This window comes from Nostoc sp. 2RC, from assembly GCF_014222165.1.
Lineage (GTDB): Bacteria > Cyanobacteriota > Cyanobacteriia > Cyanobacteriales > Nostocaceae > Nostoc > Nostoc linckia.
The window spans coordinates 1-23,747 of record NZ_JACKZU010000091.1 but is presented as its reverse complement, the minus strand read 5'-3'; the positions used below and the strand labels follow the sequence as shown (position 1 = coordinate 23,747).

The window sequence follows — 23,747 nt, the reverse complement described above, 5'->3', positions numbered from 1 at the left end:
CCTAAGAATAGGTAATTGTTGATATTCAGGTTCTAAATTGGGAACGTTATTTTCCTTTTTATTTTTTTCCATCTCGTCATTTGCTGTGATGAGATGCTCATTAATATATTTTAATAAAACAGGATAAATTAATTTAAATATCAAAAACTCTTGTAAATAGCGCCAAGATTTCTTCATCGGTTTATAACTTTCTTAGTTAAATTTATCGACAAAGTAATCTTCCTCTTTTTTAAGAAGAATGCATCTAAATTTTATGAATGTTTAAGTTTTATTGGTGGCAATGTTTGAAGTTTCTTCGATTAAATCTTTTAAACCAAGGTTGAGAGGCTCAATGGAACGTTCTAAAGCTTCAATTTTGGCACAACCGGTAATTTGTTCAAGCACATCTATGTAAGTTTGACTACCAGCTTTATCCAAATACTGATATCAAAATAATTTACCATAAAAAATCGGTTTTACAGATATCAATCACGGAGCGATCGCCAAATTTTTCCGCCTACTGATATTTTGATAATGAATCGACGAACTTTTAAGCTAATCTTTTAGCCTCTATAGTCTGCGGTAATCGTAGGGGTTCTGGTAAATCTGGAATTGCTAGTTCCCAACCATTTGCTAAAGTCAAAATCTTCCCCTCAGATCCCACTGTTTGACTAACCACTTCTTCTTCAAGATCTTTTTTGGCAACATAGACTACTAACTGTCCAGCAGCATTTTGACGCAGCATGACTTTCATTTAATTTCCTCAACAGCTTCTAGTTCTTTTTTGCGACAACCGACAATCAAGCCCTTTTCGATAAAATGCACTGCATAGATATAGGAATTTTGCAAAAATGTACCAATACTGACGATATAGCCGATATCTCCCTTTTTTGCTAGTGTTGCACCAATTTCCTGACCGGGGTATGTACCGTCATTGCGGATTAACTTGCGTGTTCTGACTTTGGAACCAATTTCAAAGGCTGGTGGTAAGTCTAGTTCTAATTCATCTAATTGCATAAAATTACTCATCCTGTAGGTTAAAGAATTATTATTCACACCGCAGAGGAGAAATTATTTGTATGTTTAATTCAGCTAACTGGTGTGCAAAGGGTTCGTAAGTGACAGGGTTATTATGTATTACTTATATCAGGCTGAGCTAATCAGAATATCGCATATATTAGCTTGTACTCAATTACTATTGAGTTCGATGCAGTCATAATTTACAAGCAGAAAAAAATTTTTTCACCTCAGGGTACTAGTATTTTGAGTTTAGTGGTGCTGGTATTTATCAGGCTAATTAGTGAGAGTTATTAACGGGGAATAGGGAATAGGGAACAGGGAATAGGGAACAGAGAGTAGAAGTGTACCTAGTTTTTTTCAAAAATCAAATATGAATCCTATAAGTTGCAGAAAAAATCAGCCTTGAGTTGGCGATCGCCTGACTAAATAATGCTTTAAAAAGGCTAGAAAATCCTTAGCCCAAGGGGTGATATCTATGGCTAACAGTAGCCTGAAACTCAGAGACATAGTGCGTCTGTATATCTAAATACGATTTTCGATGAAGTTTTTTTAAGATTAGTTGTTTCAAATAAAAAAGTGTTATTTTAGATACAGAATTGAATTTTGCAAAACAACTGGAGTAGTGCTTAGTTAATTACTCCGGTTATTCATTTCCAAACTATCTAAGTAAATAGGGCATTTAGGCAGCGACGAAACACAATCTGAGTACAAATTACCAAGTTCAAAAAACAACTTATATTACACTCAAACTATTGCTAGTATTAGGTTCAAGGCGAGTACAGAAATACTTGAACCCCTTCATCATAAATACTCGTACCCTACCCCAAAAATACTAGTACCCATACCTAAAAAATTTTTTGCAAATCTTCTAAAACCTTGGTAATCATAAGCTTCGATTTTTGAGTACAAACTTAATTAATTTAATAAATTATAAAAACCACTCAAAATTGCCTCCCATTGGGTGGCTGCTATAAATGAAATATGTATCGCTAGCAACCTAATGCACTAACAAAAACTTGACAGTTATCACTATAAAAGGTTGTAGCGATCGGTGATTGGAGATGCGATAGTAGCAAGTCTCTATGAATAGAAGTGACTGCTCTCAAAGTGCAACGCGACTTTAATTTCTACTGAGATCGAAACTCAAGCATCTTTCATCAAGCCAGCCCCCAACCCAAATACGTAGCGAAATTCAATGACACCACCTACAGGGCTACTAACTTGTGCCACTACGGAGACAAAAACTCAAGCTAAATCTGGCGGTTGTGGTTGCAGCAGCAAAACCTATGCCACCACTAATTTAGATGAGAAAATTAAAGCGCGGATTGAGAAACATCCTTGCTATAGCGAAGAAGCGCACCACCACTATGCTAGGATGCACGTTGCAGTAGCACCAGCTTGCAACATCCAATGCAACTATTGTAACCGCAAATATGATTGTGCTAATGAAAGTCGTCCTGGTGTTGTTAGCGAATTGCTCACACCAGAAGAAGCAGCGCACAAAGTTTTAGTGATTGCAGGCAAAATTCCCCAAATGACTGTTTTGGGAATTGCTGGCCCTGGAGATCCTCTAGCGAATCCAGAAAAGACTTTCCGCACCTTCGAGTTAATTGCCGAGAAAGCACCAGATATCAAACTTTGCCTATCAACCAACGGATTAATGCTTCCCGATTATGTAGATCGGATTAAACAACTCAATATCGATCATGTCACCATAACTATTAATATGGTAGACCCAGAAATCGGGACAAAGATTTATCCTTGGGTTCACTACAAACGCAAACGCTACAGAGGTATTGAAGGTATCCGCATTTTGCACGAAAAGCAAATGGAAGGATTGCAAGCCCTCAAAGAAGCAGATATTCTTTGCAAAGTTAACTCGGTGATGATTCCGGGAATTAACGATGAACACTTGGTAGAGGTAAACGAAGTTATCCGTTCCAAGGGCGCATTTCTCCATAACATTATGCCGCTAATTTCTGCCCCAGAACATGGTACTCACTTTGGTTTGACTGGTCAACGCGGCCCGAATCCTAAAGAACTGAAAACAGTACAAGATAAATGTTCTGGTAATATGAAAATGATGCGCCATTGTCGTCAATGTCGCGCCGATGCAGTGGGGTTATTAGGTGAAGACCGCAGTCAAGAATTTACTAAAGAGAAATTTATGGAAATGGCTCCAGAATACAATTTGGAGCAACGCCAAGAAGTTCATGCACAGATTGAAAAGTCTCAACAAGAAATTAAAGCTACTAAGGAAAAAGTTGTAGAGACCTTGCATACAACATCTCTGAAGAACAGACCAAAAATCTTAGTTGCAGTTGCTACCAAAGGCGGTGGTTTGGTTAACCAGCACTTCGGTCATGCTAAGGAGTTTATGATTTACGAAGTGCATGGTAGCAGTGCTAAATTTGTCGGTCATCGTAAAATTGACCATTATTGCCAAAGTGGATACGGCGAGGAAGCTACTTTAGAAAACATTATTCAAGCTATCTCCGATTGCAAAGCGGTTCTGGTTTCTAAAATTGGTCACTGTCCCCAGGAAGAATTGCAAAAAGCCGGCTTACAAACTGTTGAAGCCTACGACGTGATTGAAAAGGTGGCTTTGGAATTTTACGAGAAATGGCTTAGTCAATAGGGCATGGGGCATAACGCATGGGAGCTAATAAACCTCTTGCACAAATCAAATTCATAACTCCTTACTCTCTGCACCTAGTGGTCTTGGCGGGGTAAAGGGTAAAGGGTAAAGGGGAAAGGTTTTAAATCCCTTACCCTTTTCCCCTTTCCCTTTCCCCAGACCTCACCCAGCAAAGTTAACTTGACGGACTACTACTAAAGTACCTCTGCGTGAGACAAATCATCCCACAATTCCCAATATCCAAGCATCAATAAGAAATGGTGAGTATAGAACCATGAGCGTGATTTATTTAGATAACAACGCCACAACTAAGGTAGACGAGCAAGTTATAGAGGTAATGCTGCCCTACCTCAGCGAGTTTTACGGTAACCCTTCTTCGATGCACAGTTTTGGCGGACAAGTAGGGAAAGCAGTTAAGGAAGCCAGGGCGCAAGTTGCAGCTTTGTTGGGAGCAGAGGATTCGGAAATTATCTTTACCAGTTGTGGTACTGAGGGAAATAATACAGCTATCAAAGCAGCTTTAGCAGCACAACCTGACAAGCGCCACATTATTACCACACAAGTAGAACACGCAGCTATCCTCAATGTCTGTAAACAACTGGAAAAACAGGGTTACACAGTTACCTACCTCTCTGTAGACCGTAAAGGTCAAATTGACTTGATGGAACTAGAAGCCGCTTTAACTGGCAATACCGCTTTAGTTTCCACCATGTATGCTAACAATGAAACCGGCGTAGTATTCCCCATTGAACAGATTGGGTTACGGGCGAAGGATGCAGGTGCTATCTTCCATGTGGATGCAGTGCAAGCGGTGGGTAAAGTTCCTCTCAACCTCAAGACCAGCACCATCGATATGCTTACCCTCTCCGGTCACAAACTCCATGCTCCCAAAGGTGTGGGTGCACTGTATGTCAGACGTGGTGTGAGATTCCGGCCCCTGTTAATCGGCGGACACCAAGAACGGGGACGCAGAGCAGGTACAGAAAACGTGCCCGGTATTATTGGTTTAGGTAAAGCCGCAGAACTAGAACTGTTGCACATAAAAGAGGCAAGCAAAAGAGAAGCTAGGCTGCGCGATCGCTTAGAACAAGGCTTATTATCTGCAATAAATAATACTGAAGTTAACGGTGATATTACACACAGATTGCCCAACACCACCAGCATCGGTTTCAAGTATATCGAAGGGGAAGCGATTTTATTATCCCTCAACCAATACGGTATCTGTGCCTCTTCTGGTTCGGCTTGTACTTCTGGCTCCTTAGAACCCTCCCATGTTTTGCGCGCAATGGGCTTACCCTATACCACTTTGCACGGTTCGATTCGCTTCAGTCTTTCACGTTACACCACTGAAGCCGAAATAAACCGAGTTTTAGAAGTAATGCCTGCAATTGTCCAACGTTTACGCGCTATTTCTCCCTTTAATAACGACCAAGCCAACTGGCTGCAAGGGCGGGAAGAAGCTTTTGCTCATTGATAGGGACAAGGGAGATGGGGAGATGAGGGGATAGGGAAGTGTGGGGAGTGTGGGGAGTGTGGGAGGAAAGATTTCTTCCTCATCCTCCCACACCTCCCACCCCTCCCACACTTCCTGCTTGCCCAATGCCCAATGCCAAAATCCAAAATCTAAAATCTAAAATCCAAAATTTAAAATCGGTTATGTGGGAATATACTGATAAGGTACTAGAACTTTTTTACAATCCTAAAAACCAAGGTGCAATAGAAGATAGCAACGAAGCAGGGGTAGCAGTGGTTTTTGGTGAAGTGGGCAGTATTGCTTGCGGAGATGCTTTGAGACTGCACCTGAAAATAGAAGTAGACAGCGATAGGATTCTTGATGCTCGGTTTCAAACTTTTGGCTGTACAAGTGCGATCGCTTCTTCTTCGGCTTTGACTGAGTTAATCAAAAGTCTAACCTTAGATGAAGCGCTGAAAGTCACTAATAAAAAGATTGCTGAATACTTAGGCGGATTACCAGAAGCCAAGATGCACTGTTCAGTAATGGGACAAGAAGCGTTAGAAGCCGCAATTTTTAAATACCGGGGTATTCCCCTAGCTGTCCATGAAGATGATGAAGGTACATTGGTTTGTAGTTGCTTTGGTATCAGCGAAGCCAAGGTTCGCCGGGTGATTCAAGAAAACAACCTCACCACTGCCGAACAAGTAACAAGTTATATCAAAGCTGGTGGCGGTTGCGGTTCTTGTCTTGCTAATATCGATGACCTAATCGCTGCGGTAAAACAGGAATCAGCGGTAGCTGTTGGTACTAGCTATAAATTAAGCACCCAAATTGCGGCAAATATTACCACCACTCAAGTGCAATCCCCACGGCCGCTAACAACAGTCCAAAAAATCGCCTTGATTCAAAAAATTCTCGATGAAGAAGTTAGACCACTGCTGATTGCTGATGGCGGAGATATCGAACTGTACGACGTACAAGGGGATAACGTCCAAGTAGTATTGCAAGGTGCTTGTGGTTCTTGTCCTAGCAGTACCGCCACCCTGAAAGTTGCCGTTGAAGCAAAATTGCAAGAGCGTGTCAGCCCAAGCTTACGAGTAGAAGCTGTTGACCCATTATTCAGCATTTCTAAGGGTCGTTAGTAAATGACCCCCTTAATTACAAATTACCCAAAATATGCCATCTATCTCTATTCCCGAACCAAAGGTGTTAGAGCGTAGGCGAAGCCCGCCCTCAGAAAGAGAAGGCATCGCCACCAGCGACGTTTAAGAGAAGCGATCGCACTCTCGAACCCAGACCACTAAAAAACCTCAATCACCAAATTTATTGCAGGAAAAACAACCATGACTGACAACATTAGACAAATCGCATTCTACGGTAAAGGCGGTATCGGTAAATCTACAACCTCTCAAAATACGATCGCTGGCCTTGCTGAATTGGGCGAACGGATCATGATTGTGGGATGTGACCCTAAAGCAGATTCCACCCGTTTGATGCTCCATTCCAAAGCTCAAACCACCATTTTGCACCTAGCTGCTGAACGTGGCGCAGTTGAAGATTTGGAATTGGACGAAGTATTGCTAACTGGTTATCAAGGTGTGAAGTGTGTAGAGTCTGGTGGCCCTGAACCTGGTGTAGGCTGCGCTGGACGTGGGATCATCACCGCCATCAACTTCTTAGAAGAAAACGGCGCTTACGAAGATTTAGATTTCGTTTCCTATGACGTATTAGGTGACGTTGTTTGCGGTGGTTTTGCTATGCCAATCCGCGAAGGTAAAGCGCAAGAAATCTACATCGTTTGCTCTGGTGAAATGATGGCTATGTATGCTGCTAACAACATTGCTAGAGGTATTCTCAAATATGCTCACTCTGGTGGTGTACGCTTGGGTGGTCTAATCTGCAACAGCCGTAATGTCGATCGCGAAGTGGAATTGATTGAAGCATTGGCTGAGAGACTCAACACGCAAATGATTCACTTTGTTCCTCGTAACAATGTGGTGCAACATGCAGAACTGCGTCGGATGACAGTTATTGAATACGCTTTTGAACATCCCCAAGCCAATGAATATCGTGCTTTGGCTAAGAAAATCAAAGAAAATACCAAGCTGACTATTCCCACCCCCATTTCAATGGACGAATTGGAAGAACTGCTAGTTGAATTTGGCATTCTCGGTGGTGAAGAAGAATATCAAAATGCGATCGCCCAAGACGCAAACAAAACCACTGCACTAGTTTAGTAGTTTGTAGTGAGGACTTTAGTCCTCAAAAATGGAAGGCTAAAGCCCTTACTACGAACTCTCACTTCATTGCACCACCCAAATTCCCCTCATCCCTAAAGAGTTATGACACCTACCGAATCCCCGATTTTAAACGAAACAACGCCAGTCGTTGATAAAAAAGAACTTATTCAAGAGACACTAGAAGCCTACCCTGAAAAATCCCGCAAAAAGCGCGAAAAACACCTCAACGTTTACGAACAAGGTAAATCTGATTGCGGCGTTAAATCCAACATCAAATCCATTCCCGGTACAATGACCACCCGTGGTTGCGCCTATGCAGGTTCAAAAGGTGTGGTTTGGGGCCCCATCAAAGACATGGTTCACATCAGCCACGGCCCCGTTGGTTGCGGTTACTACTCCTGGTCGGGTCGGCGTAACTACTACATTGGGACTACTGGTATCGATTCCTTCGGCACTATGCAGTTTACCTCCGACTTCCAAGAACGGGACATCGTGTTTGGTGGAGATAAAAAGCTCGCTAAATTAATCGATGAGATTGAAGAACTGTTCCCCCTCAATCGTGGTATCTCCATACAATCCGAATGTCCGATTGGTCTAATTGGTGACGACATTGAAGCCGTTGCTAAGAAGAAATCCAAGGAAACTGGTAAAACTGTTGTTCCCGTACGTTGCGAAGGCTTCCGGGGTGTATCCCAATCCCTCGGACACCACATCGCCAACGACACCATCCGCGACTGGGTATTTCCCAAAGCTGACAAAGCCAAGAAAGAAGGCACTCTAGGATTTGAACCAGGCCCCTACGATGTAGCAATTATCGGTGACTACAACATCGGTGGTGATGCTTGGTCTAGCCGCATCCTGTTAGAAGAAATCGGCTTGCGAGTTGTGGCTCAATGGTCTGGAGACGGTACTCTACATGAGATGATGCTCACCCCCAGCGTGAAACTTAACTTAGTTCACTGCTACCGCTCTATGAACTATATCTCGCGTCATATGGAAGAAACTTATGGCGTTCCTTGGTTGGAGTATAATTTCTTCGGCCCCACCAAGATTGCTGAATCTTTGCGAGAAATTGCTGCTAAGTTTGACGAAACTATTCAAGCCAAAGCAGAAGAAGTTATTGCCAAGTACGAAGCTCAAACCAAAGCTGTACTAGAAAAATATCGCCCCCGCTTAGAAGGTAAAACAGTTGCTCTCATGGTCGGTGGTTTGCGTCCCCGTCACGTTGTTCCTGCTTTTGAAGACCTGGGTATGAAGCTTATCGGTACGGGCTACGAGTTTGGTCACAACGATGATTATAAGCGCACCACCAACTACATAGAAAATGGCACTTTAATTTACGATGATGTGTCTGCTTATGAATTTGAGCATTTCGTCAAAGCACTCAAGCCAGATTTAATTGCTTCCGGGATTAAAGAGAAGTACGTTTTCCAGAAAATGGCGCTTCCTTTTCGCCAGATGCATTCCTGGGATTATTCAGGGCCGTACCACGGTTACGACGGATTCGCTATCTTCGCCCGTGATATGGATCTTGCTCTCAATAGCCCAACTTGGAGTTTAATTGGTGCGCCTTGGAGGAAGTAAGAGCTTTTTTTTAACGCAAAGGTTCGCAGAGTTTTTTGAAGGAGGATATCGATGGCTCAAAATGATGTAAATAAGATTAAGGATCATGCTGAACTTTTTCAACAGCAGGAGTATCAGGAGTTATTTCAAGCTAAGAAAGAGTTTGAATGTGGGCATGAGGCCGAGCAAGTTACCCAGATGGCTGAGTGGACGAAAACCTGGGAATACCGCGAAAAGAACTTTTCCCGTCAAGCTTTGACCGTTAACCCTGCGAAGGCTTGTCAACCTTTAGGAGCAATTTTAGCTGCTGTTGGTTTTGAAGGTACACTACCTTTTGTACATGGTTCTCAAGGGTGTGTTGCTTACTTTCGCAGTCACTTCACCCGCCACTTCAAAGAACCGTTTTCTGCTGTATCTTCTTCTATGACAGAAGATGCAGCCGTATTCGGTGGTTTGAAGAATCTGATTGAAGGTTTGTCTGTTTCCTACAATCTGTATAAACCCAAAATGATCGCTGTCTGCACCACTTGTATGGCGGAGGTGATTGGGGATGACTTGCAAGCTTTTATCAAAACTGCCAAAGAAGAAGGTGCTGTTTTGGAAGAATTCCCCGTTCCTTATGCTCATACTCCCAGTTTTGTCGGTTCCCACATTTTGGGATATGACAACATGATGAAGGGAATTTTGTCAAATTTGACAGCAGGTAAGAAGAAAGAGACAACCAACAGCAAAATTAACTTTATTCCTGGGTTTGAAACATATATTGGCAACTTGCGGGAAATTAAGCGGATTGCTAATGTGATGGGAATTGAGTATACCCTGTTGGCAGATAACTCGGAATACTTGGATTCTCCGAATAACGGTACATATAATATGTATCCAGGTGGAACTAAGCTAGAAGATGCGGCTGATTCGATTAATGCTGAAGCGACGATCGCACTCCAAGCTTACGCCACTACCAAAACTCGCGAATACATCGAACACGAATGGCATCAAAAGACCTACGTTAACCGTCCCGTAGGGATTCGTGGTACTGATGAATTTTTGATGAAACTGTCGGCGTTAACTGGTAAGCTAATTCCCCAACAATTAGAAGATGAACGGGGACGGGCGGTGGATGCGTTAACTGATTCCCAAGCGTGGTTGCATGGTAAACGGATTGCAATGTATGGCGATCCCGATTTAGTAATTGGTTTGACGCAATTCTTATTAGAAGTTGGTGCAGAACCAGTTCACATCCTTGTCAGCAATAGCAACGAACATTTTGAGGCAGAACTGAGAGCATTACTTGACTCTAGCCCCTTTGGGCAAGGTGCGACAATTCACGGTGGACGCGACTTATGGCACATGCGTTCTTTACTATTTACCGAACCTGTAGACTTGCTCATCGGCAATTCCTACGGTAAATATCTCTGGCGCGACACCAAAACCCCATTCGTGCGGATTGGCTACCCCATCTTTGACCGCCACCACCTGCACCGCTACGCCACCTACGGCTACCAAGGTACAATCAACCTACTCAACTGGATTGTTAACACACTCCTAGATGAGTTAGATCGCAACACCATTATTCCATCTAAGACCGATATTTCCTACGACTTGATTCGATAGTAAATGGGCATGGGGCATGGGGCATTGGGCATTGATACTAATTATTCTGTTTGTCTTCCTTGTCCCCCTTGTCTTCGTTCCTGCTTATACCAGCCTGCTATGAGTACAATCATTCACAGCCGCGACCACCTCCGGTGCGCTAGACGCCATCGCTTCTTTGATGTTCTCTCTCCGTTACGCCGATGGGTGGATCGAATTCAAGTTAGCGATCGCCATACCGCCCATCTCATTTGCCGCATTATTCCCTGTTGCTGTCCTTTTGAACGCGACCTTAAATTCCTCAAACACACTTTCCACATTCCCCCACTCTGCAAATTAAATCCTCTCTACGACGAATTTGTGGGTTTACGCTTCCGCAGCCTCTCCTACCTCTCTGATGAATGTGGCGAAGATATCACCAAATACATCTGCTAACTCTTTGCGTACCTTTGCGTTTACCTTTGCGCCCCTTTGCGTTAAAAAATCTTTCTCAAACACCCATGAAAATCACCCAAGGCAAAATTAACGAGTTGCTAAGTGAGCCAGGATGCGAACACAATCACCACAAGCATGGGCAGAAGAAAAACCAATCTTGCCACCAACAAGCCCAACCCGGTGCAGCCCAAGGGGGTTGTGCCTTCGATGGCGCATCCATCGCCCTAGTACCCATTACTGATGCTGCTCATTTAGTCCACGGGCCGATCGCTTGCGCTGGTAATTCTTGGGGTGGTCGTGGTAGTCTTTCCTCTGATTCTCATCTCTACAAAATGGGTTTCACGACTGATTTAAGTGAGAATGATATCATCTTTGGTGGCGAAAAGAAGCTGTACAAAGCCATTCTAGAAGTACAGCAACGCTATCAACCTGCGGCGGTGTTTGTTTACTCCACTTGTGTAACGGCGCTGATTGGCGATGATTTGGATACAGTCTGTGAAGCGGCGGCTAAGAAAACAGGTATACCCGTCATCCCTGTAAATTCCCCTGGTTTTATTGGCAGTAAAAATCTGGGTAATCGCGTCGGTGGCGAAGCTTTACTAGAATATGTCATCGGTACTGCTGAACCAGAATATACCACTCCCTATGATATTAATTTGATTGGTGAGTACAATATTGCGGGTGAATTGTGGGGTGTTCTGCCCTTATTTGCAAAACTAGGTATTCGCGTCCTCGCTAAAATTACGGGTGATGCTAAGTATAATGAAGTGCGTTCTGCTCACCGTGCAAAACTCAATGTGATGATTTGCTCCAAAGCTTTGATTAATGTGGCGCGAAAGATGGAGGAGCGTTATGGTATCCCTTATATTGAAGAATCTTTCTATGGTGTAGATGATATGAATCGCTGTTTGCGGAATATTGCCGCAAAGTTAGGCGACCAAAGTTTACAAGCAAGAGTAGAAAAGCTAATTACAGAAGAAACTACTGCGCTAGATATTGCTTTAGCTCCCTATCGTGCCCGTCTTCAAGGCAAGCGAGTTGTCCTTTATACTGGAGGTGTGAAAAGTTGGTCTATTATCTCGGCGGCTAAGGACTTAGGCATGGAAGTTGTCGCCACTAGCACCAAGAAAAGTACTGAAGAAGATAAAGCGAGGATCAAAGAATTACTAGGAAAAGATGGCATTGCTATGGAAAAAGGCAACGCCCAAGAATTACTCCGGGTGATTGCCCAGACAAAAGCGGATATGCTGATTGCTGGTGGTCGCAATCAATACACTGCCCTGAAAGCCCGCATTCCATTTTTAGATATTAATCAAGAACGCCATCATCCCTATGCTGGATATGTGGGTATGGTGGAAATGGCGCGAGAATTAGACGAGGCTTTGCATAGTCCGGTATGGGTGCAGGTGCGTCAGGTTGCACCTTGGGAAGAGGGAGCAGGGGAAGCAATTTCAATCCAAAATCCAAAATCTAAAATCCAAAATTCTTCCAAGTCGGTTGCGGTGAATCCTCTCAAGCAAAGTCAACCTTTAGGTGCAGCTTTAGCATTTTTAGGATTGAAGGGTGTAATGCCTTTGTTTCACGGTTCTCAGGGTTGTACTGCGTTCGCCAAAGTTATGTTAGTGCGGCATTTTCGGGAAGCTATTCCCCTATCCACCACAGCTATGACGGAAGTTAGCACTATTTTAGGTGGCGAGGAAAATATTGAGCAAGCAATTCTGACGCTGGTAGAGAAATCAAAGCCGGAAATTATCGGTTTGTGTACAACTGGACTCACGGAAACTAGAGGGGATGACATGGAAGGTATCCTCAGAAGTATCCGCAAGCGTCACCCAGAATTATATGATTTGCCCATTGTCTTTGCTTCTACGCCTGATTTTAAAAGTGCATTGCAAGATGGTTTTGCCGCCGCCGTGGAAAGTATAGTTAAGGAATTGCCGCAATTGGGAGAAACCAGATTAGACCAAGTAAATATTTTGGTAAGTTCTGCGTTTACCCCTGGAGATGTCCAGGAAATTAAAGAAATTGTTTCTGCTTTTGGGTTAAAACCCATTGTATTACCCGACCTTTCCGCCTCCCTTGATGGTCACTTGGATGATTCCTACAGTGCGGTGACTGGTGGTGGGACAACGTTACCAGAACTGCGAGAGATGGGTAGTTCGGTGTTTACCCTCGCACTAGGTGAGAGTATGCGGGGTGCAGCCGAGAGTTTACAAACTCAGTTTGACATACCGTTTGAAGTGTTTCCCCAACTAACTGGTTTAGGTGCAGTTGATAACTTTTTGCAAGGACTAGTAGATATTAGCGGGAATGCAGTCCCAGAAAAATATTGCCATGAACGCCGTCAGTTACAAGATGCCATGCTTGATACTCACTTTTACTTTGGGTGTAAGCGGGTGTCGTTAGCGTTGGAACCTGATTTATTGTGGTCAATAGCTTGGTTTTTGCGATCGATGGGTGCGGAAATTCACGCCGCAGTCACAACTACAAAGTCGCCACTGTTAGAGAATTTGCCAGTAGAAAGCGTTACTATTGGCGATTTGGAAGATTTTGAGCAATTAGCGGTGGGTTCTGACCTGGTAATTGCAAATTCTCATGGTAAAGCCGTTGCTCGTCGTCTGCATACTTCTTTCTATCGTCTCGGTTTTCCGATTTTTGACCGTTTGGGTAATGGACAGCGTTGTACTGTCGGCTACCGAGGAACTATTCAACTGTTGTTTGATATTGGCAATTTATTTTTGGAGATAGAAGAAAATTAGTTGACTGTTGACTGTTGATTCATCTTTGGAGGCTAAATATGAAAATTGCTTTTACAACTAGCGACCAAGTTCATATTAATGCTCATTTTGGTTGGGCGAAAAAAATAGATGTTTATGAAGTTTCAACTGAGGGTTATCAGTTTTTCAATACTTTAAGATTTGATGGTGACCTTAAGGAAGATGGCAATGAAGATAAATTATTGCCAAAAATTGAAGCTTTGGCTGATTGCACAATTGTTTATGTATCAGCAATTGGTGGGAGTGCGGCTGCTCGGTTAATCAAGAAACGTATTACACCAATCAAAGCCAGGTCTGAAGATGATGAAATAAGTGATGTTCTGGAAAAGTTAGTCCAAACTTTAAAAGGTAGTCCTCCTCCTTGGTTACGAAAAGCTTTATTACAAAAATCATCGAATTTTGAAGAAGAGGAAGTAGGTGTATGAATTCAACTGAAATTATCAACCAAAATACTAACAGCGAAGCTTTAAATTCTGCTTTTGTCCAAGAGTTAATTAGACAAATTCGCGCCCAAGATTCCTATGGATTTTATCGCAATTGGTCGGATGAATTAATTCTCAAACCTTATATTGTCAGCAAGCAAGCTAAACGCCAAATTTCTGTAGAGGGTGATGTGGAAGCCGCTACAAAAGCCAGAATTATGTCATTCTATCGGGCGATCGCGTCCCAAATTGAACAAAAAACTCATTCATTATCCCAAGTTGTAATCGACTTGAGTCATGAAGGTTTTGGCTGGGTTCTGGTGTTTTCCGGCCGTTTATTATTAGTGGCCAGAACTTTACGCGATGCTCACCGTTTCGGCTTTGATTCTCTAGAAAAATTAGCACAAGAGGGCGATAAGCTGGCACAAAAGGGCATTGAATTAGCAGAAAAATACACCGAAGTAACCAAAATCTAAAAACATCATCAGAAAGAGAGATATTTATGGTGCAATTGACAGAAACACATGCAGTCAATCAAAAAGCTATTGAAGAGTTAAAACTACAAATTAAGCGGCTAAATAGTAAAGCTGGTCAATTGAAGATGGATCTTCATGATTTAGCTGAAGGTTTACCAAATGATTACCAGAAATTGACAGCATTAGCAGCCGAAACTTATGAAGTATATCGTCAGTTAAATCAAATGAAGTGTCAACTCAAAAAATGGGAGAAACATTATGAAATTTGATGTTGAACGTTTCAATCAACTTGTAAATGCAGAAGAATATTTCGAGTTTTTTCAACTCTCCTATGACCCTGAAGTTGTCCATGTTAATCGTCTGCATATTTTAAAGCTGTTTTCTCAATCAATTCGTGAGATTGATGCTCATAATTCAAAACTAAGCCAAGCTGAGAAACTCGATTTATACTCTACAGCACTTAAAAAAGCTTATGAAGTTTTTCTTAGTTCTACACCTCTAGAACAAAAGTTGTTCAAGGTGTTTAAACACAAGCCAAACAATATTGTTATGCTCACAGAAATTGCCACAAGCTAGGAGAAATCAATAGTGGTAAATCTCTCCCTAATTGAATTAGAACGTTATCGCCGCCAAATCATGCTTCCTGGTTTTGGTAAAGAAGCACAACAACGGCTCAAGTCAGCAACGGTGCTAGTTACAGGTGTGGGAGGATTAGGCGGTACAGCAGCACTTTACCTTGCTGTGGCTGGCGTTGGGCGGCTGATTCTGGTTCGAGGCGGTGAGTTGCGGTTAGATGATATGAATCGTCAGATTCTCATGAGTGATGATTGGGTGGGTAAACCCCGCGTGTTTAAAGCCAAAGAACGGCTAACGGATATTAACCCAGATGTGGAAGTTAAAGCCATCTTTGATTACGTAACGCCAGATAATGTAGATTTCTTGGTTCAATCCGCCGATGTGGCGCTGGACTGCGCCCATAATTTTACCGAACGCGATTTATTGAATGCAGCTTGCGTGCGTTGGTGCAAGCCGATGGTAGAAGCCGCAATGGATGGAATGGAGGCTTATTTAACGACAATTATTCCTGGTGTGACACCTTGCTTGTCTTGCTTATTTCCTGAAAAACCAGAATGGGATCAACGTGGCTTTGGCGTGCTGGGTGCGGTTTCTGGTACTCTGGCTTGTTTGACAGCACTAGAAGCAATCAAGTTAATTACTGGATTTAGTCAACCATTGTTATCGCAACTATTGACAATGAATTTGCACCAGTTGACATTTGCTAAACGTCGTTCATACCGCGATCGCAATTGTCCAATTTGCGGTACTCATTCTCATCACTATCCCACCCACTCACACTTAAATCGTGTTTTAGTCAATAGTCAAAGTTAAAAAGGTATATTTTATGACTTTATCTTTAACAGAAGCAGCAGAATTTCGGCTTCGCACTTTCCTTTTAGCTTCAAACAATGATGAAAATACTACTCAACGAGGTATCCGTGTTGCAGTTGAGGATGGCGGTTGTAGTGGCTATCAATATTCCATCAAAATTATCAATGCTCCGCAAGTCGATGACATCGTATTGCAACAAGGAAAGTTACGCATCTATGTTAATTCCCAAAGCGCACCATTATTAGAAGGCGTGGTTGTGGATTTTGTCGATGGCTTGTTGGAGAGCGGATTTAAGTTTAGCAATCCCAACGCTACAGATACCTGTGGTTGTGGGAAATCGTTTCAAGCAGGTAATTGTTCTCCTGCTGGCGTAGCTTGTAGCTGATACTCAAAACCTGAATTTATTTTTGAGGACATGAAGATGACAACTTATCAAGTAAGACTAATTAATAAAAAGCGATCGCTTGACATCACCATCCCTATTGACGAAAATACCACCATTCTCGACGCCGCAGAACAACAAGATATAGAATTACCCTTTTCCTGTCGCTCTGGTTCTTGCTCTAGTTGCGTCGCCAAGGTCGTTGAAGGTGAAGTAGATCAAACTGAGCAGGTATTTCTCGATGACGACCAAATAGCTAAAGGCTTTATTGTCCTTTGTGTCTCCTATCCTCGTTCTGACTGCACAATTCGCACTCACCAAGAACCCTATTTGGTTTGACTGTTGACGGTTGACTGTTGATTGATTGAAAAATCATTCTTTAACCCCTAGCTGTCCCATTAATTTTGATGAGTTTGTAGTAAGCACTTCAGTGCTTAAAAATCAAGGACTAAAGTCCTAACTACAAACTTATTTATCTCTCAGAACTAATGCTATAGACCACTAGCCCCTAACCTAATAATTCAAAAAAATTACGAAGCGATTTTGTGTATAAAGAATTTTTCATAAGCTAGGTAAAAAGTTAAACCATAGATTTTTCTCCTAGCTCATTCTCATGATTTATCTTGAGAATATACAGATAGTAACCAGTTTCTCACTAAATATTCAATCTGATATAGTAAAGCACCTTGAATCAGCCAAGTAATTCCAAATATTACTATTATTCTTCGTTGAAAATCCGTATAGTCTTCAACTGCTTGTAGGTAATTCAAGTTAAAAAATGGTAATAATAAAGTGCAAATAAAAATTGATACTAATGTTGAAAGAATGATTACAAGCCAGCCATATAATCCTTCCCACCAACTCATCAGTTTTGGGATAAAACCCTTTGTAATGCCTATCTCTGGAGCTTGAATATCTGGAAGAAAACGGCTTAAAACTAAATGTAAACAGTGATGAGTAAGTGCAATTATAACAATAGGAGAGATGATGGTTATTATTGAAAATAAAACTAATAACTCTATACTTCGGACAGAATTTGCAATAAAATAACCTGTCTTTCCAATCATTTGAGCTACATATATAATAAATTGCAAAAATATAGAGATAATTAAAGATTTTAGCCAACAAGTTGGATAAGGCAACCATACAGGCCAGCGAGATTGTTGTGATTTTTTCCTGAAGGGCTGCAAGATATTAAACTTTGGCATAATTACTAGAAACCTAAAATAGAAAAAATATCCTCTCTAATTAAGGTTCCCTATTTATAGATGCAAGTAACATTTTTTATATTTATACGATTATTTCGGTCATATTAGGCAATTGTGTAGGATTTTGCCCAAAAGTTTAAGTTTTTGCTGCCGTTTGCAACTGTAGATACTTTGTAATTGATAGGGGCACAGATACGTTGCGCCCCCTTAAAGTTAGATGATAATTCTTCGTTTGCTTTCAAAATCAAACGTTGATTTCGTTTAAAACAAAGTCAGGATATACAGCAGCGAAAAGAGAATAATCCAAATAATATCTACAAAGTGCCAGTAGATTTCCGCCATTTCAATACCTGTGTGTTTAGTCGCAGAGTAATGACCGAAACGGCGCGATCGCCACAGCACGCCCAGTATTAACAACAACCCTATAAATACGTGTAAACCATGAAATCCTGTCATCAAGTAAAAGCAGTTAGCAAACACGTTGGTAGTTAACCCATATCCCAGAGTCAAATACTCATATACTTGACCTCCCAAGAAAATAGCCCCCATCAAAGCTGTAATGGCATACCACAAGCGCATTCCGGCGAGATTGTTCTTTTTAATCGCTGTATCACCTAAATGGATGACAAAACTACTAGAAACTAGGATCGCGGTGTTGATAGCAGGTACGAGTAATTCGACTTCTGTACCTTCGGGAGGCCAAACTGCGGTAGCACCACGCAAATAGAGGTAACTGGCGAAAAAGCCACCAAACATTAACGACTCGGAAACCAGAAACGTCAGCAGCCCAAACACCCGCAAGTCTGGATGTTCTTCATGGGAAGCGGCTGAACCTAAGGAGATTTCTGGGGTATTTAAAGTTGAATTTTGCATAAATTTATAGTTAAAGAGGGAACGGGGAACTGGGAACAGTCTTTAGTGTTGACCATTCCCTATTGCCTTGGTGTTAAATAGAGGCAGCTATTTGGGCTGTTTGATTAACTTCAACACTGCGGCCGTAATCATAGGGGCCGTGAGTTACTACAGGCAATACTTCCCAGTTTTCGATCGGGGGTGGAGAAGTGGTTGTCCATTCTAAAGTTAGTGCATCCCAAGGGTTATCTGTGGCTTTAGTACCATACAGCCAACTCCAAATGGCGTTAAAGAAGAAGGGTAGTACAGATATTCCGAGAATCATTGCGCCAATGGTACAAATATGATTCACTCCCGCAAACTGAGGGTCATACATGGCGACTCGGCGCGGCATTCCTTGTAATCCTAGTTGGTGCATTGGCAAAAAAGTGAGGTGAGTACCAATAAAGGTTAAGGCAAAGTGAATCCGTCCCCAAGTTTCATTCATCATCTTTCCTGTGATCTTGGGAAACCAATGATAAATCCCGGCATAAATGCCAAATACAGAACCGCCAAATAAGACGTAGTGGAAATGACCGACTACATAATATGTGTCGTGGACGTGGAGGTCAAAAGGTGCTGTACCCAAGGTGACGCCGCCCAATCCGCCAACGACAAACATAGAAAGCAAGCCAATGGCAAATAGCATGGCACTGGTGAAGCGGATTTTACCACCCCACAGTGTAGCCACCCAACCAAAAATTTTCACGCCAGTGGGAACGGCAACAATGAGAGTCGAGATAGTGAAGAACATCCGCATCCAAGGGGGTGTACCACTGGTAAACATGTGGTGTACCCAAACAAATAAACCGATAACGCAAATTGCCAAGCTAGAATAGGCGATCGCTTTATAACCAAATATCGGTTTGCGGGCGTGTACGGGAATCACTTCGGACATAATGCCGAAGATGGGCAAAATCATTAAATATACTGCGGGGTGGGAATAAAACCAAAATAAATGTTGATAAAGCACTACATTTCCGCCTGCATCAGGCTTGAAGAAAGAAGTACCAAAGTTGATATCAAATAATAACAGCACCAATCCCGCCGCCAACACTGGGGTAGAAAGCAAAGCTAAAACTGAAGTTGCTAAAATTGCCCAGCAAAATAACGGCATTTGCGTCCATTGCATACTGCATACTTTCAGCTTCAAGATGGTGACGACAAAGTTTAACGCCCCCAAAATTGAGGAAGTACCCACCAAGACGATCGCTAAAATCCACATTGTCTGGGCAGTATTCGCTGTAATTAAACTCAATGGCGGGTAAGCAGTCCAGCCACTTTGGGAACCACCAAAAAAGAAACTACCTAAAAGTAACGCCCCTGCTGGGGGATTCAACCAAAAAGCGATGGCATTTAATTTAGGAAACGCCATATCCCGCGCCCCCACCATCAACGGCACAAGGAAGTTACCAAATCCGCCAATGGCAGCTGGCACAATCCACATAAAAATCATCAGCGTGCCGTGATTGGTCATAAAGGCGTTATAAAGATTGGGATCGAGGAAATCTGCATCTGGTGTATTTAATTCGATGCGGATGGCCATCGCCATCAATCCGCCAATTAGATAAAACACGAAAGCTGTCACCAGGTATTGAATGCCAATGACTTTGTGATCGATATTAAAGGTAAAGTAGTCGTACCATTTCCAACTGTGGGGTGGTTGGTGCTGAATAACAACTGTTGTGGTTTGGGGAGTTTCTAACTGTGTCATACCAATTTGGGATTTTAGATTTTAGATTTTAGATTTTAGATTTTGGATGGAAAATCTTGATTGATAACTCATTGCAGAAGTTTTAAACAAAATGACTTATCCGAAGTTGGTATCGTCAAAAAATAGCTAAGGGTTGACAGCAACGGTTTCATCGATTTCTGGCTGTTGGGCTACGCGATTTTCTGCCAGCCAGCGATGGTAATCTTCTAGTGTGTGGACGACTACGGAAGTACGCATACTGCCGTGATAGCCGCCACAAAGTTCGGCGCAAACTATTGGGTAGGTTCCAATTTTGGTGGCGGTGAAGCGTAACTGTGTGGCTTGTCCGGGAATTGCATCTTGCTTCAACCGGAACTGGGGAACCCAAAACGAGTGAATTACATCATTTGCAGAAATATTCAGGAGTACATCTTGACCGATGGGAACGTGCAGTTCGCCAGTATCAACATTGTTATCGGGATAGTTGAACAGCCAAGCATATTGCATTCCGGTGACGTTGACTACTAGAGATGGCGGTTTACCTTCATTTACAGGGGTAGAACCAATGCCAATCGGGTTAGAGTGGGGTTTTGCCATCATGGACTCGTGCTTCATCCCGTGATGAGATATGGCATCCATTCCCCCCATTTCTGTGTAAACATCTACACTGTAAATCCCCAGTCCGATGACAATGATTCCAGGGATGATAGTCCATAAAATCTCTAAAGAAAAGCTGCCTTCAATTGGCTCTCCATCGCCGTTATCCCCGCGACGATGGCGAAACTTGATGACAGAAATCAGAATCGCCCCTTGTACTACCAAAAATAAAGCAGTACCAATGGCTACCATGACATTAAAAAAATTATCTACTAAAGGCGCTTGGGCAGAAGCTTGCTCTGGCAGAAGATGATTATTTTGTCCTACCCACAAGCTAATTAAAGTAATTAAAATACCTGCAATTAAAGTTAATATCCCAAGGGGAATTTGTTTCATAAAATAATTTCCTTTGAATAAGTACTGCGCTGCCACAACCTTTCCAACATTTCAACTTGTTTTTGCAGCACAGCAGCACGATAAATAAGATATCTGTCGTATAAAGCAATGCCTAAGCAAAAACCAACGGGGGCAAAAAACATCAACCATAGTAAGACATAGACAATTTCCCCATTAGTAGTTAAGTGCTGCCTCTGTTGAACGGTATAGAGTAAATGTTGTGTCGCCATAAAATCGAGATGTTGCTGCCAAACCACGTTTGCGACTACCAAAGCTGGAGAAAGAACTATTAAGGTTAATAACAAAACTGTTAAAAAATTCAATAGTTTAGGTTTCATTTTGTGACTAATTGACTAATTAATGTTGATTGCACGAACCTTCTTGTTAGCACTTTGTATATAAACAGTGTTATATCAGCTACTTCATTTCCCAGTAGCGTATATTAAGGATGTACTCAACTGTTTAAACCTTTAAGGGGTAAGCAATTAAAAGTTTTTTTATGGCAGGGTACTAGTATTTGTATGAGGATACAAGTCTTTACAAGCAAGGAAATGCTGGTATTGCTGTACTCACTACCAAACTCTACTGAGGTAAAATTGACCGCTATCTGATAAGTTTTTTTGCCAAAACAAATACTACTCAGTAATATGAAGATTCGTTTAATAGTTCAAAATGAACAAAAACATCATTATTTTGCAGTTAGAAAAGTTACTAATAATAATTTGGAGGAATGTGATTTTGAGAACAATTATTGAAAGGTAAGAACAACAGCTTTGGGTAATATAAACTTTTGTGGCGATGGCGCACCAGAAGCATCTAGCAGTAATTAAGCATCTTTGCCAAAAAAAGGAATAAAAGGAATAAATAGAAGCTGAAGCTAGTAAATATATGTAATTTTGGTTAGCATTTCCGCTTGAAAATCACTCTTACAAATATATGTCCTACGCCATTACTAAACGTTGTATTCAGTGTGACAATTGCCTGCCTCAGTGTCCTAAAGGTGCAATTAAAGTTATCGAAGGTGACTACTGGATAGATCCCAGTTTGTGTAATAACTGTGAAGGTTATCTGACACCGCAGTGTGTACTTTCCTGTCCTGTTAATTCACCCGTACCCTATCAAGCGAAAAAGGGTAGATGCAAGATTGATGCCAAAACAGTTGCTAGTCCGAAGCTGTTCACTGACGGTAAAAGCCATCCTTTTGCCTCAGCCATCGTCATTTGGGAATTATGCAACGTTTTAGCACAGCGACAATCTCTACCTTGGGAAATTGATGCCACAGGAGAGTTATATTATCAACGACAAATTAATAACGGTAAGGGTGCGATCGCCTTCCGAGTTACAGAAACTTTTGATTCAACTCCACCAGTAGCCCTTAAAGGCGCAAAAGCTTTATCCGCGATCGAGACATTTGATATTAAATCCGCGTGTATGCACTTGATCTATGCTGCTCATGCCACTAATCTAGATCGGCCTTGGGAAGAGGAATTTATCATCAACGACAGACAAATTGAAGAGTATTTGGGACTCGACAAGCGCAAAGACTTGAGCAAATCTACTAAGCTGGCTTTAATTAAAGAACTTGCTCAACAACCATGCCAACTTATAACTTCTGTTAATTTACCGCCACAAGGAAAAATTAAGGGTATTTACCTGGAAAAAAGCCGTTTATGGCATTTATTGGAGATTCAGCACCACTTTCAGGAAGATGAAGTCGGATGCAAACATCTGGTTGGATTGACTTTCAAAATTAAAGTCGGTGAGTGGGCGCAGTATTTTCTCAATGGCCAAGCTTGCAAGGAGCGTACCGCTTTCTATCAGTACAGTACTTTACCCAAAACTTTACTGAGTGCGGTAATGAGGATTTGGCAACAGCATGAGGGTGCAGCGCGGATAATGCTGTGGTTATTATTTAAAACCAAAATGGGTAAAGAACAGCGCATTACGATTCCCACTCTGATGAGAGTTGCTTACGGCGAGGGAAAACTTAGCCAAGTATCTTTGCAACCAGAGAATCGCCAACGTCTGTTAAGAATATTTGAAAGTGATTTAGAGGTACTCAATCATTATGGACTCAAACCCATATTCGATCCAGTTAGCTACCCATTGGAAATTCAACCTTTGTGGGTTAAGTTGGTTAATATTCCAGAAGATGGGGAAGCAGCATTAGAATTCTGGATCGATGATGGTAGTAGTAATGGCAGCCGATTAACCGATGCTCCACCTCGTGGCAAGTGGAATCGATTAATGAATGCCCGCATCTTATATTTTGAAATGCCACCTGAGTGGAAAAAACAACTAGCGAAGTCTAAGAAGAAGCGGCGGGCTGTTAAGAGCAAAACAAAATTAAAATCGCAAATAGCCCTCTCTACTGAGTATATTCTTGAGGCCAGAAAAAGATTGGGATTGAGTCAAAGAGACTTGGCACAGCTAACGGGTAAAAGTCAGAGTTGGATTCGTGATATTGAAAATGGGCGTTTTCAAGCTAAGTCAGAAGACCAGTTACTATTGCGAAAAGTGCTGGGTATAAATTATACAAATTTGAAAAAATAATGCAACACATAGACAAGACCCCTCCCCAACCCTCCCCTTGGC

24 protein-coding genes are annotated in these 23,747 nt (G+C 42.0%); 16 read left to right on the top strand and 8 right to left on the bottom strand.

All coding sequences use genetic code 11. The annotated features are described in order from the left end of the window. Positions 1–261: 261 nt before the first annotated feature. The 3 genes from GNE10_RS12995 to GNE10_RS12985 form a co-directional block, all read right to left on the bottom strand. Positions 262–417 carry a hypothetical protein gene (locus GNE10_RS12995; protein WP_185565538.1) on the bottom strand — a complete coding sequence of 52 codons (156 nt, stop codon included), beginning with the start codon at positions 415–417 and terminating at the stop codon, positions 262–264. 112 nt (positions 418–529) lie between these two features. Continuing rightward, positions 530–733 (bottom strand): putative nitrogen fixation protein NifT, encoded by a 204-nt coding sequence (gene nifT / locus GNE10_RS12990; RefSeq protein WP_185565537.1) that lies wholly within the window; start codon positions 731–733, stop codon positions 530–532. Further along, positions 730–996 (bottom strand): nitrogen fixation protein NifZ, encoded by a 267-nt coding sequence (locus GNE10_RS12985; RefSeq protein ID WP_096590566.1) that lies wholly within the window; start codon positions 994–996, stop codon positions 730–732. The genes nifT and GNE10_RS12985 overlap by 4 nt, the downstream gene beginning before the upstream one ends. A 1,198-nt stretch (positions 997–2,194) precedes the next feature. On the opposite strand from GNE10_RS12985, the gene nifB reads away from it, so the two are divergent. The 15 genes from nifB to GNE10_RS12910 all read left to right on the top strand — a co-directional run bounded on the left by nifB (position 2,195) and on the right by GNE10_RS12910 (position 16,706). Further along, the gene (gene nifB, locus GNE10_RS12980; protein WP_185565536.1) at positions 2,195–3,637 is read left to right on the top strand and encodes a nitrogenase cofactor biosynthesis protein NifB; all 1,443 of its coding nucleotides are present in this window, start codon (positions 2,195–2,197) and stop codon (positions 3,635–3,637) included. 274 nt (positions 3,638–3,911) lie between these two features. Further along, the gene (gene nifS, locus GNE10_RS12975; protein WP_185565535.1) at positions 3,912–5,111 is read left to right on the top strand and encodes a cysteine desulfurase NifS; all 1,200 of its coding nucleotides are present in this window, start codon (positions 3,912–3,914) and stop codon (positions 5,109–5,111) included. Positions 5,112–5,293: 182 nt separating this feature from the next. Continuing rightward, complete coding sequence (gene nifU, locus GNE10_RS12970; protein ID WP_185565539.1) at positions 5,294–6,235, top strand: Fe-S cluster assembly protein NifU; 942 nt, start codon at positions 5,294–5,296, stop codon at positions 6,233–6,235. Between the two features lie 201 nt (positions 6,236–6,436). Then, positions 6,437–7,330: a nitrogenase iron protein gene (gene nifH, locus GNE10_RS12965; RefSeq protein ID WP_185565534.1), complete on the top strand. Its 894-nt coding sequence runs from the start codon at positions 6,437–6,439 to the stop codon at positions 7,328–7,330. A 105-nt stretch (positions 7,331–7,435) separates the two neighbouring features. After that, a complete protein-coding gene (gene nifD / locus GNE10_RS12960; RefSeq protein WP_185565533.1) occupies positions 7,436–8,917 on the top strand; it encodes a nitrogenase molybdenum-iron protein alpha chain in 1,482 nt (493 codons plus the stop codon). Positions 8,918–8,968: 51 nt separating this feature from the next. After that, entirely contained in the window at positions 8,969–10,507 is a 1,539-nt protein-coding gene (nifK, locus tag GNE10_RS12955; protein ID WP_185565532.1) for a nitrogenase molybdenum-iron protein subunit beta, read from the top strand. Positions 10,508–10,606: 99 nt separating this feature from the next. Beyond that, positions 10,607–10,921, top strand: a complete 315-nt coding sequence (locus GNE10_RS12950; RefSeq protein WP_185565531.1) for a Mo-dependent nitrogenase C-terminal domain-containing protein — start codon at positions 10,607–10,609, stop codon at positions 10,919–10,921. Between the two features lie 65 nt (positions 10,922–10,986). Beyond that, positions 10,987–13,680, top strand: a complete 2,694-nt coding sequence (locus tag GNE10_RS12945; protein WP_185565530.1) for a bifunctional nitrogenase iron-molybdenum cofactor biosynthesis protein NifEN — start codon at positions 10,987–10,989, stop codon at positions 13,678–13,680. Between the two features lie 38 nt (positions 13,681–13,718). Beyond that, positions 13,719–14,123 carry a nitrogen fixation protein NifX gene (gene nifX, locus GNE10_RS12940; protein WP_185565529.1) on the top strand — a complete coding sequence of 135 codons (405 nt, stop codon included), beginning with the start codon at positions 13,719–13,721 and terminating at the stop codon, positions 14,121–14,123. Continuing rightward, positions 14,120–14,596, top strand: a complete 477-nt coding sequence (locus tag GNE10_RS12935) for a NifX-associated nitrogen fixation protein (RefSeq protein ID WP_185565528.1) — start codon at positions 14,120–14,122, stop codon at positions 14,594–14,596. Before nifX ends, GNE10_RS12935 begins: the two co-directional genes overlap by 4 nt. A gap of 26 nt (positions 14,597–14,622) precedes the next feature. Continuing rightward, complete coding sequence (locus GNE10_RS12930; protein ID WP_185565527.1) at positions 14,623–14,865, top strand: CCE_0567 family metalloprotein; 243 nt, start codon at positions 14,623–14,625, stop codon at positions 14,863–14,865. Beyond that, positions 14,855–15,172: a nitrogenase-stabilizing/protective protein NifW gene (nifW, locus tag GNE10_RS12925; RefSeq protein WP_185565526.1), complete on the top strand. Its 318-nt coding sequence runs from the start codon at positions 14,855–14,857 to the stop codon at positions 15,170–15,172. Before GNE10_RS12930 ends, nifW begins: the two co-directional genes overlap by 11 nt. Before the next feature lie 60 nt (positions 15,173–15,232). Beyond that, on the top strand, positions 15,233–15,985 hold the full coding sequence (locus tag GNE10_RS12920; protein ID WP_221642832.1) for a HesA/MoeB/ThiF family protein: 753 nt from the start codon (positions 15,233–15,235) through the stop codon (positions 15,983–15,985). 13 nt (positions 15,986–15,998) lie between these two features. Further along, a complete protein-coding gene (locus GNE10_RS12915; RefSeq protein WP_185565524.1) occupies positions 15,999–16,370 on the top strand; it encodes an iron-sulfur cluster assembly accessory protein in 372 nt (123 codons plus the stop codon). 36 nt (positions 16,371–16,406) lie between these two features. Then, positions 16,407–16,706, top strand: coding sequence for a 2Fe-2S iron-sulfur cluster-binding protein (locus tag GNE10_RS12910; protein ID WP_185565523.1), 300 nt, complete (start codon positions 16,407–16,409; stop codon positions 16,704–16,706). 272 nt (positions 16,707–16,978) lie between these two features. Here GNE10_RS12910 and GNE10_RS12905 read toward each other — a convergent pair whose 3' ends face one another. The 5 genes from GNE10_RS12905 to GNE10_RS12885 form a co-directional block, all read right to left on the bottom strand. Further along, complete coding sequence (locus tag GNE10_RS12905; RefSeq protein ID WP_185565522.1) at positions 16,979–17,575, bottom strand: hypothetical protein; 597 nt, start codon at positions 17,573–17,575, stop codon at positions 16,979–16,981. A gap of 261 nt (positions 17,576–17,836) precedes the next feature. Next, positions 17,837–18,448 carry a heme-copper oxidase subunit III gene (locus tag GNE10_RS12900; RefSeq protein ID WP_185565521.1) on the bottom strand — a complete coding sequence of 204 codons (612 nt, stop codon included), beginning with the start codon at positions 18,446–18,448 and terminating at the stop codon, positions 17,837–17,839. 73 nt (positions 18,449–18,521) lie between these two features. Beyond that, positions 18,522–20,180, bottom strand: a complete 1,659-nt coding sequence (ctaD, locus tag GNE10_RS12895; RefSeq protein WP_185565520.1) for a cytochrome c oxidase subunit I — start codon at positions 20,178–20,180, stop codon at positions 18,522–18,524. A 126-nt stretch (positions 20,181–20,306) separates the two neighbouring features. Next, the gene (gene coxB / locus GNE10_RS12890; protein ID WP_185565519.1) at positions 20,307–21,152 is read right to left on the bottom strand and encodes a cytochrome c oxidase subunit II; all 846 of its coding nucleotides are present in this window, start codon (positions 21,150–21,152) and stop codon (positions 20,307–20,309) included. Next, complete coding sequence (locus tag GNE10_RS12885) at positions 21,149–21,490, bottom strand: hypothetical protein (RefSeq protein WP_185565518.1); 342 nt, start codon at positions 21,488–21,490, stop codon at positions 21,149–21,151. The genes coxB and GNE10_RS12885 overlap by 4 nt, the downstream gene beginning before the upstream one ends. A 598-nt stretch (positions 21,491–22,088) precedes the next feature. On the opposite strand from GNE10_RS12885, the gene GNE10_RS12880 reads away from it, so the two are divergent. Then, the gene (locus GNE10_RS12880) at positions 22,089–23,705 is read left to right on the top strand and encodes a helix-turn-helix domain-containing protein (protein ID WP_185565517.1); all 1,617 of its coding nucleotides are present in this window, start codon (positions 22,089–22,091) and stop codon (positions 23,703–23,705) included. Positions 23,706–23,747: the final 42 nt, after the last annotated feature.

What these genes read in the sequence shown, in the direction of transcription:
- nifX (WP_185565529.1), top strand. Translation starts at nt 13,719, where the DNA reads ATGAAAATTGCTTTTACAACTAGCGACCAAGTTCATATTAATGCTCAT.
- nifK (WP_185565532.1), top strand. Translation starts at nt 8,969, where the DNA reads ATGGCTCAAAATGATGTAAATAAGATTAAGGATCATGCTGAACTTTTT.
- GNE10_RS12915 (WP_185565524.1), top strand. Translation starts at nt 15,999, where the DNA reads ATGACTTTATCTTTAACAGAAGCAGCAGAATTTCGGCTTCGCACTTTC.
- coxB (WP_185565519.1), bottom strand. Translation starts at nt 21,152, where the DNA reads ATGAAACAAATTCCCCTTGGGATATTAACTTTAATTGCAGGTATTTTA.
- GNE10_RS12920 (WP_221642832.1), top strand. Translation starts at nt 15,233, where the DNA reads ATGCTTCCTGGTTTTGGTAAAGAAGCACAACAACGGCTCAAGTCAGCA.
- GNE10_RS12985 (WP_096590566.1), bottom strand. Translation starts at nt 996, where the DNA reads ATGCAATTAGATGAATTAGAACTAGACTTACCACCAGCCTTTGAAATT.
- nifW (WP_185565526.1), top strand. Translation starts at nt 14,855, where the DNA reads ATGAAATTTGATGTTGAACGTTTCAATCAACTTGTAAATGCAGAAGAA.
- nifD (WP_185565533.1), top strand. Translation starts at nt 7,436, where the DNA reads ATGACACCTACCGAATCCCCGATTTTAAACGAAACAACGCCAGTCGTT.
- nifS (WP_185565535.1), top strand. Translation starts at nt 3,912, where the DNA reads ATGAGCGTGATTTATTTAGATAACAACGCCACAACTAAGGTAGACGAG.
- nifU (WP_185565539.1), top strand. Translation starts at nt 5,294, where the DNA reads ATGTGGGAATATACTGATAAGGTACTAGAACTTTTTTACAATCCTAAA.
- GNE10_RS12910 (WP_185565523.1), top strand. Translation starts at nt 16,407, where the DNA reads ATGACAACTTATCAAGTAAGACTAATTAATAAAAAGCGATCGCTTGAC.
- GNE10_RS12950 (WP_185565531.1), top strand. Translation starts at nt 10,607, where the DNA reads ATGAGTACAATCATTCACAGCCGCGACCACCTCCGGTGCGCTAGACGC.
- nifT (WP_185565537.1), bottom strand. Translation starts at nt 733, where the DNA reads ATGAAAGTCATGCTGCGTCAAAATGCTGCTGGACAGTTAGTAGTCTAT.
- GNE10_RS12945 (WP_185565530.1), top strand. Translation starts at nt 10,987, where the DNA reads ATGAAAATCACCCAAGGCAAAATTAACGAGTTGCTAAGTGAGCCAGGA.
- GNE10_RS12885 (WP_185565518.1), bottom strand. Translation starts at nt 21,490, where the DNA reads ATGAAACCTAAACTATTGAATTTTTTAACAGTTTTGTTATTAACCTTA.
- GNE10_RS12935 (WP_185565528.1), top strand. Translation starts at nt 14,120, where the DNA reads ATGAATTCAACTGAAATTATCAACCAAAATACTAACAGCGAAGCTTTA.
- nifB (WP_185565536.1), top strand. Translation starts at nt 2,195, where the DNA reads ATGACACCACCTACAGGGCTACTAACTTGTGCCACTACGGAGACAAAA.
- GNE10_RS12905 (WP_185565522.1), bottom strand. Translation starts at nt 17,575, where the DNA reads ATGCCAAAGTTTAATATCTTGCAGCCCTTCAGGAAAAAATCACAACAA.
- GNE10_RS12930 (WP_185565527.1), top strand. Translation starts at nt 14,623, where the DNA reads ATGGTGCAATTGACAGAAACACATGCAGTCAATCAAAAAGCTATTGAA.
- ctaD (WP_185565520.1), bottom strand. Translation starts at nt 20,180, where the DNA reads ATGACACAGTTAGAAACTCCCCAAACCACAACAGTTGTTATTCAGCAC.
- GNE10_RS12880 (WP_185565517.1), top strand. Translation starts at nt 22,089, where the DNA reads ATGTCCTACGCCATTACTAAACGTTGTATTCAGTGTGACAATTGCCTG.
- GNE10_RS12900 (WP_185565521.1), bottom strand. Translation starts at nt 18,448, where the DNA reads ATGCAAAATTCAACTTTAAATACCCCAGAAATCTCCTTAGGTTCAGCC.
- nifH (WP_185565534.1), top strand. Translation starts at nt 6,437, where the DNA reads ATGACTGACAACATTAGACAAATCGCATTCTACGGTAAAGGCGGTATC.